This window comes from Xenococcus sp. PCC 7305 (genome assembly GCF_000332055.1).
Taxonomy (GTDB): Bacteria; Cyanobacteriota; Cyanobacteriia; order Cyanobacteriales; family Xenococcaceae; genus Xenococcus.
The window spans coordinates 49,724-61,318 of record NZ_ALVZ01000217.1 but is presented as its reverse complement, the minus strand read 5'-3'; the positions used below and the strand labels follow the sequence as shown (position 1 = coordinate 61,318).

The following is an 11,595-nucleotide window of genomic DNA, read 5'->3' as shown; positions in this document are numbered from 1 at the left end:
AAAAGACGGTATGGCCTCGGTTGTATCATGACGAAGCTATCTCATACCTCAGAAACTTCGATTTCAATTATCTTTTTAGTAATCAATCTTTCTACCCTGCTTAGACAGGTTTACTGTCTTTTTTTGTTCTCATTAATGAATCCATATAAATTAGACTTTATTTGTGAGTTTTATATAATTAAACTTGATATTAAAGCTTATTTGCTATCAGAAAAGATTACTTATTAAACAGTTTTATTACAGTTAACCTTTCCTCTCACTTTTTCAGCAAACCCTAAATATATTATTATCAAACTAATATAAAATAAAATTACTACAAGTTATGCAGGACAAGAAGTTATGCAAGACAAGCTTTTATTTGTTCAATTTATGCATCCTGGCTGTGAGCACAGTCCAGATCAGGGAAACAGGAATCATATTTCTTGGAATACTAGAAAACAACATAAACGCAAATTTCTTAAAAATCCTGGGAAATATTTAGAAAATAATTGTTCAAAAGATAGTGATTTAGTTTTTTGGGGAGAATGGGAAGCACAATCTGATGTTATTCAAAATTTTGATGAAATAAGAGAAGGATATCCAAAGTATCTTTATCAACCATACTACTCAATTACTCATAATAAAAAGGGTTTACAAAATACCGACCCTTTGGTTTTTGGTAATAATTTTCATTATGTTTTTTGTTATCAAGATCAATTTTCTCAATTAAAGTCTTTGAAAAGAGGCTCGGTCATTTTATTCGGGTCGCAAAAATCAGGCAAATTTATTTTAGACACTGTTTTTGTTGTAGATAAATATTACGAGCTGATATTAGATAACAATTTATCCATAGAAAAAATCAAAAGTCAAGTTAGCTTGGTTTATGCAGATGTTACCTTATCACAGATAATAAATATCAACAATACATGTAATACTGGTAGTAACAATAATTGTACTAAAGGATCTGTATTTAGACTATATTTTGGTGCAACTGTTGAGAATTTGGTTGATGAAATGTTTAGCTTTTTTCCTTGTTTACCTTATAAAGACAATATGATTAAAGGATTTAAACGTCCTGTTATCTATATTCCTGAAGTTATTAATCATGGTAAAAATCAAGGAGTAAAATTTACACCTTCTTCGACCAGTAGTGCCAAGGCTACTATCCAAGACAATTATCGTAATTGGCAAAAAGTAAAAGAACAAGTAGAAGCTCAGAAATTAAAAATTGGAGTATATACAGAACTTCCTCAAAAAAGATAAATTATTTAAAGGTGGGAATTAACCCACCCATCAAATTAACCCAAACCTTCAACCAATTGCTGCTTCGCACTATCCAAAGCTTCTCCCAACTTACTAGCATCGCGCCCGCCAGCTTGAGCCAGATTTGGTCGGCCACCGCCTCCGCCACCACAGATTTTTGCTATTCCGCCAATAAATTTACCTGCTTGGAGTTTCTTTTCTTTAATAACCTTTTCACTAAAAGCGGCCACTAAACTTACTTTTCCGGCAGCAGGAATCGAACCGACAATTACGGCCGAGTCGCCCAACTTTTGTTGTAATCTTTCTCCCGCAGCTTGTAAAGATTTGGCATCAAGATCACCCATATTTGCCACTAAGATTTTGAACTCACCGATCGCTTCTGCCTGAGATAATAATCCATCAGATTTGGCCACAGCCAATTCTTGCTTCAGCGCTGCCAATTCTTTTTGGGTTGCTTTCAGCTCACTTTGTAAATTATTAACTCTTTCCCCAACCTCTTCAGGTTTGACTTTGAATTTTTCACTTAACTCTTTGACCACCTTATCTCTAACCTTGAGATAATCTAAGACAGCAGCTCCGGCAACAGCTTCAATCCGTCTGATTCCTGAAGAAATACCTGTTTCCGAGATAATTTTGAATACGCCAATTTCCGCTGTGTTGTTAACATGGGTTCCGCCGCAAAGTTCCATCGAAACTCCAGGAAAATCGATTACTCTAACTTCTGCACCATATTTTTCCCCAAACATGGCCGTTGCACCTTTAGCTTTTGCTTCGGCTATTGCCATGATATTGACATCTGCTGTATGAGCTTCTGAGATCCAAGTATTGACCAACTCTTCTACTTGTTGTACTTCCTCTGGTTTCAAACCACGGGGCGAGTTGAAATCAAAACGCAGGCGATCGAAATCTACGAGAGAACCTGCTTGAGAAATTGAATCATCAACTATTTTCTTGAGAGCTGCTTGCAATAAATGGGTTGCGGTGTGGTTTGCCTGAACACGACGACGACAAGCGCGATCTATTTTGGCCGTGACAGTCTCACTTGTCTTAAGAGTTCCGCGCTCAACTTTTCCGTAATGAACAAAGAAACCAGATTCTTTTTGGACATCGCTGATGCGAATTACCAGATTATCCCCAGAAAGATAACCTTTATCCCCAACTTGTCCCCCAGATTCACCATAAAAAGGCGTGCGATCTAAAATTACTTGTATTTCTGCCCCAGCTTCAGCAACTTCTACTGGTTTGCCTTCTACCAAGACTGCTTCTACTTTGACCGCAGATTGCAACTCAGAGTACCCAGAAAATTCTGTAGGATGGATATGTTCTGCCAACTTATCGATGCTACCTTGGACAGTTAGGTCAATGGTTTCATGGGCTGCTCTAGCGCGATCGCGTTGTTGCTCCATCTCGACGTTGAAGCCATCCACATCGACCGTTAAACCCTGCTCCTCAGCAATTTCTTGGGTTAATTCTAAGGGGAAACCATAGGTGTCATAGAGAGTAAAAGCTTCAACTCCAGATATTTGTTGGGGTTTTTTCTCCAGAATTTCTGCTAGTAATTTTTCTCCTCTCTCTAAAGTTTTGAGGAATTGCGATTCTTCTCTTTGTAATTCATTTTTGATAAATTCTGAGCGCGATCGCACATTAGGATAGGCGACTTCTGATAGGGCGATCGCAGTTTCGGCGACCTGATTCACAAAATTGCCTTCAATTCCCACTAATCTTCCATGACGCACCACTCGACGAATCAGACGACGCAGGACATAACCGCGATCTGTATTGGAAGCAGTAATCCCATCGGCAATCATATGAACCACCGAGCGAACGTGATCACCGATTACTTTCAAAGAGGTTTTGGTTTTCCCGTCAGCCTTGATGTAATCAATATCTGCAATCTCAGCAGCAGTTTTAATAATAGGAAAGATTAAATCTGTTTCATAGTTATTTGGTACTTGTTGGAGAATCTGCGCCATTCTCTCTAAGCCCAATCCTGTATCAATATTTTTATTTTCTAAAGGTGCTAGATTACCATCGGCATCGCGATTGTATTGCATAAATACCAAGTTATAGTACTCGATAAATCTGCTATCGTCTTCCAAATCAATATTTTGATCGCCCAATTCTGGGTGAAAATCGTAATATAGCTCCGAACAAGGGCCGCAGGGGCCAGTTGCCCCAGATTTCCAGAAATTATCTTTTTCTCCCATCCGCTGAATGCGGTGAGCGGGAATTCCTAGGCGATCGCGCCAAATATCAAAAGCTTCATCATCATCTTGAAAAACACTAACAATGATTCTGTCGGGTGGCAGTTTATATACTTGGGTCGAAAGTTCCCAGGCCCAGGCGATCGCCTGTTCTTTAAAGTAATCACCAAAGCTGAAATTGCCTAGCATCTCAAAGAAAGTATGATGTCTGGCAGTCCGCCCTACATTTTCGATGTCGTTGGTACGGATACATTTTTGGGATGTGGTGGCGCGAGGTTGAGGTGCTTTTTCCTGTCCCAAAAAGATTGGTTTGAAGGGTAACATACCCGCGATCGTTAAGAGGACAGTGGGATCTTCGGGGACTAAGGATGCACTGGGTAGAATTTTATGTTGTCTGGTTTCAAAGAATTTGAGAAATTTATCACGGATCTCGCTTCCGCTAAGATAGGGTAGAGATTCAGCCATAGTAGTTTATGTAATGCAAATCGTTGTATGTATTCATTTTTGCATTTTTAGGGATCTATTCGTTTCGTGCAAAAACGAAAAAGTAGGGGCGATTCGCGAATCGCCCCTACAGCAATATATTAGGTCAAAATCATAATCGTAAAAAATGATCCAATTCACCATTTTGATGGATTATTAGGGTGTAATTGATCGTCTTGCCAAGATAAGGGATTATGAACAACGTATTCTCTAATTTTATTTAACGATTTTTCGTTACGGATAATATGCTCATAATAATTACGTTGCCAAACAGGCATTCCTGGCGCTTTACGAATTAAATTAATTTGTTTGGTGGAAATGGTTTTGAATACACCAATTAAACGTCCCAAGGTTTTAGGTTTCAATTCCGGGTTAATTGGTAAATTTTGTTCGGTTAAAACAACGTCTTTCCTGGTTAATGTAGGGGCGATTCGCGAATCGCCCCTACGGTGTTTATTAGATATAACCATAATTCCATGAAAATGATTAGGCATAATTATCCATTCATCTAAAATTAAATATGGGTAGCGTTGAGATAACCATTGATAAGTTTCCGCGACAATTTCACCATATTGATTAAATTGCATTATGCCATTGCTAATTTCGCCAAATAAACATTGCCTTTGGTAACAACAAAATTGTGACAAAATAAAATCCTGCTTGGGAATAATCGTATCCTTTTAATCGAATAGATCTTCTGTGATGCTTTGCTGGATTGTATTTCATGTGAAAAGGAAAACATCTAAAAATGAGATAAAATTTTCAATTCCCCTTAATCCAATCCAAATGTTGAGGTAATAACTTAGCAAGGTCATATTTATCAACAATAGTTTCTCTGGCTCTTTTCCTGATTCTCGCCATGCGATCGGGATTATCCAAGGCTTCTATAACTCTGGCTGCTATTTGTTTAGGTTTAAAGAAATCGACGAGTAAACCATTAACCCCATCTTGAATTAATTCTTTAACCGGCGGAGTGTCGGAGGCCACAATTAAACAACCAGTACATAAGGCTTCGAGCATTGACCAAGAAAGGACAAAAGGACGAGTCAAATATACATGTACAGTCGAGGCTTGCAATACCTTTAAATACTCGTCATAGGGAAGTAAACCGGTAAAATGTATCCGATTCGTATCGAGAGGAAATTTCTCTAACATGGCTTCCTTGTAGGTTTTGCCATCAGGTAGAGATTTCCCATAGGCAACACGATTTTTGCCGACAATCACAAAATGACATTTAGGTCGTTTTTTTTGCAGAATTGAAATCGTTTCAATCAATTGGGGAAACCCGCGATAGGGTTCCATTCCTCGGGCAACATAGGTGACTAATTCATCAACTCCTGATAAGTCCAAATTCATTCGCGGTAGAACTAATTTCGCATTGGGAATCGGTTGAAAATAGTCGATATCAATACCATCATGATGGACTTTGATTTTATCGTGAAATTCTTTGGGAAACTGTTGTCGTTGCCAATTAGTGGGGGATAGTCCGCGATCGCAACTGTACAAATCGATTAAAATCGGGGCATTTTTAATTCTAATTCTCGCCTCATCATCGGCATTTAGTGGATCACTCGGGTCAAAATCAGCATCTGAACCGTGAGCACGGTAAAACCATTCAAAATAGCATAAAAGCTTGGCCTTAGGAAAGATATCCTTGACGAATAAAGTAGGCCCCCAACCGGAATGACCATAGACAATATCGGGGGAAAATCTTTTTTCTCTTAAAGTTTGCGCTAAGCGATATACAGCCTGACCTTCTAAAACGGCATTTTCTAAAGGTCTTACATAATGATGAGTTTCGGCTCTGGCAGTGCGAGATTTTTCATACAGGACTTTGGTGACGCCCTCAATCTGACCTTCGCGGCGATTGGTACCAAACATCACTTGGTTTTTTTTGTTTTTACCTAAAGTAGCGGCTAAATGTCTAAATTGTGCTGGGAAGTTGGGGTGCAGAAATAAAATTCGCATATCTTTAAGTCAAAAGCCAAAATAGTGAGCATGGCAAAAAGTCAACTTAAACTAAAGTAATATTTATTTTGATGATTGCCATGAGTAGAAATACTATAGTGGTGATCAATTATAGGCCATCAATTTTTATATAATTTCGGGAGAAAAACTTTGAAGAAAGTAGAAGCTGTAATTCGTTCTCATAAATTAGAAGATGTCAAATTAGCTCTAGTAGGTGCTGGGGTAATTGGCATGACGGTCTCAGAGGTGCGGGGATTTGGCCGCCAAAAGGGGCAAACTACTCGATATCGAGGAAAAGAGTATAAGATTGATTTTTTTGCTAAGGTCAGAATTGAAGTTGTGATTGATGATGAGTTGGTGGAACAAGTTGTGCAAGAAGTTTCCTTGGCTGCCCGGAGTGGGGAAATTGGCGATGGGAAAATTTTTGTCTCCCCTGTTGATGACATTATTAGAATTAGAACAGGTGAAAAGGGAATTACGGCGATTTAAATGAGTAATTAGTAATAAGTAATGAGTAATTAGTAAGATTTAAGCCAAAGGACAGTGTGTTTTTTGCAATTGAGAAAAGAGGACAGTATTAAATAATGTTCACAACATATTATAGTAGGGGCGAATGGCCATTCGCCAGCAATTCCAAATTCAAAAATTAAGAAGTATTTGCAGAGATGAAAGGTTCTGGTTCTGCATCGCCGAGCATAAAGTCGAGGAGCCAATTAATATATATTATATTAACAAAAAGCGATCGCAATTACCAAGATTAACCATAAATAAATATCTACAACGGGGCATAATTAATATCCAGCGCAACGTTGGCAATCACTTCTTGCTCTCCACCGATGATAGGAGTAGATGCCGAAAAAGCCAGAGCATCAAACTCCAAAAAAGGAGCATTTGATGGAGGATTGCTAACCCCTAAAATATCAATATCAACAATATCAACAATTTGGAACCCAAGAGTGTCAAAGACAGAACCAGCCTGAATCTGAGCATCTTGAATTGCTAATTCCAGTGCATCAATCCGCGCTTGATTGATATCAGCCTCTGGGGCAGTAAAGCTAATATCTTGGATTAAGTTAGCGCCTGCTTGTATAGCTGCATCAATTGTCGCTCCTGCCTGCTCTGTCGGGACTTCAAACTGTAGGATATTAGTGCCAGTGAATCCAACCACTGTGCTTTGACCTTGATCAAATTGCAGATTTGGGTTTAAGCTAATCCTGATTGTTTGTAGGTCATTTACTCCCAGTTGAGTGAGCTGATCAACAACAGCTGATGACAGTTGAGCCACTTCCTGTTGAACTTCCGAGGCCGCATCCCCTTCAACTCTTATTCCCACTTGGATCACAGCTGTATTAGTGGGAACAGAAATAATTCCTTGACCAGTAACCTCCAAAGTTCCAGACGCATCTGTGGGACTTCCTGTCAGCGGATCTCCTGACCCATAAAGTAGAAAATCTTGAGTAGTAGCACCAGTAAGGGGGTCCAAATTACCTATTACTTCATTCATGAGAATTGAGAGTTGATTCAGAACTCTTAACATTGGGCTTCCCCAAATTAACTAAAACTATTGGAATTTAATCCAAGAATTAATAATTCCTTAAAGTTAGTTCAGTCTTTTAGTGGTGGTAAAGCCAAGTTTAGCGATCGCCAATAACCAAAATCAGACTATTGCATTCATTGGCAAACAAGAATCTACCGTATGTTGAGGACATGATTACATTATGTTGAGAAGATGATTACATTGTTTGGAACAAAGATAACGGTTTTGATATCTTAAATACTCTACAGTTCTATGTCTAAACGTAATGAGTAACCTACTTGTAATCATCGATCCTCATGTTACTAATCCTCACCAACTTGCCACAGGAATTGTTTCGGGAGCAAAAGTAGCAATTCTGGACGGCGATCGCGATGGGATTGCTCAAATTACCGAGATTCTACAAGCCAATCCTCACATTGATACCCTTCATCTAGTTAGTCATGGTTCCCCAGGTTGTATTTACTTAGGCAATAGCGAATTAAGTCTCGATAATCTACCCCAATACGCAACAGAACTGACAACCTGGTTTTCCCAATCTGCTAATCTTCTTCTCTATGGCTGCAATATCGCCCAAACAGATACGGGAAAAGAATTTCTGACGAAATTACAACAACTAACCCATACCCAGATCCAGGCTTCGAGCACTCCGGTCGGCAATACTGACCAAGGTGGCAACTGGGAACTAGATTTTGCCAGAGGCAAGTTTGCAAAGTCAACTCGTCCGAAAATTGCTTTTAGCTGCGCAACTCAAAATACCTATGAAGGAATATTTGCTGCTCCTGTGGCCAATGATGACCCCTTTCCCAGAGAAATCGATCTTGCGACGCTTAATGGCCGTAATGGTTTTATTCTCAATGGTATTGACGCTGACGACAATTTAAATGAAGGAACTAATGTCGGAGATATCAATGGAGATGGCATCGATGATTTGCTAGTGAGCGCCATAAATGCCGACCCCAATGGCAATAGTGGAGCAGGAGAAAGCTATATTATCTTTGGTGGTAGTAATTTAATAAGTAATTTTGGGGTTGTTGAGCTTTCTGATCTCAATGGCAGCAATGGTTTTGTGATTAACGGCATTGCCGCAGGCGATCGCTCAGGAGCCATCAGTGGTCTAGGAGATTTTAATGGCGATGGCATCGATGACCTGATTATTGGTGCTTGGGGTGCTGAACCCAATGATTATGATTCAGGGGCGAGTTATGTCATCTTTGGGGAAAATAATATCGGAATCTCTGGTAGTTTGGAGCTTTCTAATCTCAATGGCAGCAATGGTTTTGTGATTAACGGGGTCGCAGCCTTTGATAGCGCAGGATATTCTGTCAGCGATGCGGGAGATCTCAACGGTGATGGCATAGCCGATCTGATTATTGGCGCACCTGTTACCTCACCTGATAGCAATCCCGGAAAAAGTTATGTTGTCTTTGGTGGTGGCAACGTGGGGAATTCTGGAACATTAGAACTATCTGCTCTCAATGGCAGTAATGGTCTAGTGCTGAATGGTGGTGCCTCGGTTAGCAAGGGGGGTGATATCAATGGGGATGGTCTCGATGATCTAATTATTGGGGCATCTAGAGATTCCCGTGTGCCTCTAGGGTTAGCCTCAGAAACCTATGTGGTCTTTGGTGATCCTAATATCAGCAGTGTTGACACATTAGAACTATCAGAACTTGATGGCAACAATGGGTTTATCCTCAACGGCATTGATATAGAAGACAATGCAGATCGCGTTAGCAATGCAGGAGATTTCAATAATGATGGCATCGACGACCTAATTATTGGCGCACCCAATGCAGATCCTAATGGCAAGTTAGATGCAGGAGAAAGTTATCTGGTCTTTGGCAGCAACGAGATTGGTACTTCGGGTAATTTTGAGCTTTCTAATCTCAATGGCAGCAATGGTTTTATTATTAACGGCATCGATGCGGGGGATTATTCTGGGACTTCTGTAAGTAATGGGGGAGACCTTAATGGGGATGGCATTGAGGATCTGCTTATTGGCGCATCTGGGGCTGACCCCAATGGCAATTATTCCTCTTCAGGAGAAAGTTATGTCGTCTTTGGTGGTGGTAATGTTGGTACATCTGGGGTCTTTGAATTATCTGATCTCAACGGTAGCAATGGTTTAATTCTGAGCGGGATTGACGATAACGATCGCTCAGGTTCCTCGGTGAACAGTATAGGAGATCTTAATCAAGACGGCGTTGATGATCTAATTATCGGTGCACCAAACGCTGATGCTGGGGGCAATAATTCGGGAAGAAGTTATGTGGTACTAGGGGGTATAAATATTGGGAGTTCTGGCAGTTTTGAGCTATCGGGGCTTGATGGCAGCAATGGCTTTGTGATTAACGGCATTGACTTAGGCGATCGCGCGGGGATTGCCGTTAGCAATGGGGGAGATCTTAATGGAGATGGTCTTGACGACCTAATTATTGGAGCTTCTGAAGCTGCTCCAAATGGCAATAACTCAGCAGGGGAGAGTTACGTTGTTTTTGGTAGTAATACTATTAATAGTTCAAGCATATTGGAACTATCAGATCTCAATGGTAGTAATGGTTTTGTGATCAATGGCATTGACCTATTCGATCGCTCTGGAAATGCTATTAGCAATGCGGGAGATGTGAATGCAGATGGCATTGATGACCTGATTATCGGAGCATCGGTCGCAGACCCCAATGGCAATAGTTCTGGAGCAAGCTACCTGGTGTTTGGGGGGATTAATATCGGTGCGACAGGAGCATTAGAGCTATCGGAACTTAATGGTAGTAATGGCCTTGTCTTCAATGGCATCAATAACTTTGATAATTCAGGAAATTCAGTCAGTAATGCGGGAGATGTCAATGGTGATGGGATCGACGACCTAATTATTGGCGCATTTAAAGCCGATTCTAATGGCAATGGTGAAGCAGGAGTCAGTTATTTAGTTTTTGGCAGCGCGAATATAGGTAATCTGGGAAGCTTCGAACTTTCTGAGCTTAATGGAAATAATGGTTTTGTGATTAACGGCATTGTTGATGATGACAATTCAGGAATTTCCGTTGGCAATGCAGGAGATGTGAATGCGGACGGCATCGACGACTTGATTATTGGTGCTTTTAAGGCCGACCCCAACGGGAATAATTCAGCAGGGGCAAGTTATGTTGTATTTGGCAATGGTAATCTTGGCAATTCCGGAACATTAGAGTTATCTGATCTTAATGGCAGCAATGGTTTTGTGATTAATGGGGTTGATTCTTTCGATGGTTCAGGTGTTTCTGTCAGTAATGCCGGAGATTTGAATGCTGATGGCATTGAGGATCTAATTATCGGTGCCGAAGAAGCTAGTCCCAATGGGGATTTTTCGGGGGCTAGTTATGTGGTTTTTGGCGGTATTGGTCTTGGCAGTTTAGGAACATTAGAGCTATCTGATCTTAATGGCAGTAATGGTTTTGTGATTAATGGCATTAATGAAGGCGATCGCACAGGAGCTTCGGTGAGCAGTGCCGGAGATCTCAATGGTGATGGTATTGCCGATCTGATTATTATGGCTCCTGAAGCAGCCCCCAACGGTAATATTTCAGCAGGGGCTAGTTATGTCGTATTTGGCAATGGCAATCTTGGCATTTCAGGAATCTTGGAATTATCTGATCTAGATGGCAATAATGGCTTTGTTCTTAACGGTTTTGATGCCAATGATTTTTCAGGAGATTCAGCATTAGTGAGTAATGCAGGAGATCTCAATGGTGATGGTATTGCCGATATAGTTATCGGCGCACCTGGAGAAGATCTTAGTGGCAGCAATTCGGGAGAAAATTATGTTGTGTTTGGCAGAGATTTTAACACCGATGAAAATACTGCTTTTATTACCACCAATGTTCTGAGCAATGATACCGATCTTGATGGGGATACTCTCACGGTTACAGCAATTGACACCACCATTACTCTAGGGCTTGTTACCAATAATGGAGATGGTACTTTCGGCTATGATCCCAATGGACAATTTGAGACTTTAATTGCCGGGGAATCAGCTACAGATAGCTTTGGTTACACGATTACCGATGGCAATGGCGGGTTTGACACTGCGATCGCAACTATTACCATTACAGGGGTTTGACAGGCTTTGCCTTTGAATGCAGATGGCAGCGGTGCGACCCCGCGCCTTTGTAAGGCGCTAGGGAA

Annotated in this window: 7 protein-coding genes and 1 pseudogene; 4 read left to right on the top strand and 4 right to left on the bottom strand. The window is 40.6% G+C overall.

The window, feature by feature from the left end:
* Positions 1-228, top strand: a pseudogene (locus XEN7305_RS29850) (IS5/IS1182 family transposase); the annotation flags it as partial.
* Between the two features lie 111 nt (positions 229-339).
* Entirely contained in the window at positions 340-1,242 is a 903-nt protein-coding gene (locus tag XEN7305_RS19350; RefSeq protein WP_006511193.1) for a hypothetical protein, read from the top strand.
* Positions 1,243-1,277: 35 nt separating this feature from the next.
* On the opposite strand, the gene alaS is transcribed toward XEN7305_RS19350, so the two are convergent.
* The 3 genes from alaS to XEN7305_RS19335 all read right to left on the bottom strand — a co-directional run bounded on the left by alaS (position 1,278) and on the right by XEN7305_RS19335 (position 5,897).
* Positions 1,278-3,911, bottom strand: coding sequence for an alanine--tRNA ligase (gene alaS, locus XEN7305_RS19345; protein ID WP_006511192.1), 2,634 nt, complete (start codon positions 3,909-3,911; stop codon positions 1,278-1,280).
* Positions 3,912-4,066: 155 nt separating this feature from the next.
* The gene (locus tag XEN7305_RS19340; RefSeq protein ID WP_006511191.1) at positions 4,067-4,516 is read right to left on the bottom strand and encodes a transposase; all 450 of its coding nucleotides are present in this window, start codon (positions 4,514-4,516) and stop codon (positions 4,067-4,069) included.
* Positions 4,517-4,691: 175 nt separating this feature from the next.
* Positions 4,692-5,897, bottom strand: a complete 1,206-nt coding sequence (locus XEN7305_RS19335) for a glycosyltransferase family 4 protein (RefSeq protein ID WP_006511190.1) — start codon at positions 5,895-5,897, stop codon at positions 4,692-4,694.
* A 150-nt stretch (positions 5,898-6,047) separates the two neighbouring features.
* Between XEN7305_RS19335 and XEN7305_RS19330 the strand changes: the two genes are divergently transcribed.
* Positions 6,048-6,386, top strand: a complete 339-nt coding sequence (locus tag XEN7305_RS19330) for a P-II family nitrogen regulator (protein ID WP_006511189.1) — start codon at positions 6,048-6,050, stop codon at positions 6,384-6,386.
* Positions 6,387-6,672: 286 nt separating this feature from the next.
* Here XEN7305_RS19330 and XEN7305_RS19325 read toward each other — a convergent pair whose 3' ends face one another.
* Positions 6,673-7,401 carry an SIMPL domain-containing protein gene (locus XEN7305_RS19325; protein WP_158500424.1) on the bottom strand — a complete coding sequence of 243 codons (729 nt, stop codon included), beginning with the start codon at positions 7,399-7,401 and terminating at the stop codon, positions 6,673-6,675.
* Between the two features lie 298 nt (positions 7,402-7,699).
* Here XEN7305_RS19325 and XEN7305_RS19320 point away from each other — a divergent pair, with 298 nt between their 5' ends.
* Positions 7,700-11,530: a DUF4347 domain-containing protein gene (locus XEN7305_RS19320; protein ID WP_006511187.1), complete on the top strand. Its 3,831-nt coding sequence runs from the start codon at positions 7,700-7,702 to the stop codon at positions 11,528-11,530.
* Positions 11,531-11,595 lie beyond the last annotated feature (65 nt).

Coding starts and splice junctions, on each gene's coding strand:
- XEN7305_RS19350 (WP_006511193.1), top strand. CDS start 340: ATGCAAGACAAGCTTTTATTTGTTCAATTTATGCATCCTGGCTGTGAG.
- alaS (WP_006511192.1), bottom strand. CDS start 3,911: ATGGCTGAATCTCTACCCTATCTTAGCGGAAGCGAGATCCGTGATAAA.
- XEN7305_RS19340 (WP_006511191.1), bottom strand. CDS start 4,516: ATGCAATTTAATCAATATGGTGAAATTGTCGCGGAAACTTATCAATGG.
- XEN7305_RS19335 (WP_006511190.1), bottom strand. CDS start 5,897: ATGCGAATTTTATTTCTGCACCCCAACTTCCCAGCACAATTTAGACAT.
- XEN7305_RS19325 (WP_158500424.1), bottom strand. CDS start 7,401: ATGAATGAAGTAATAGGTAATTTGGACCCCCTTACTGGTGCTACTACT.
- XEN7305_RS19320 (WP_006511187.1), top strand. CDS start 7,700: ATGAGTAACCTACTTGTAATCATCGATCCTCATGTTACTAATCCTCAC.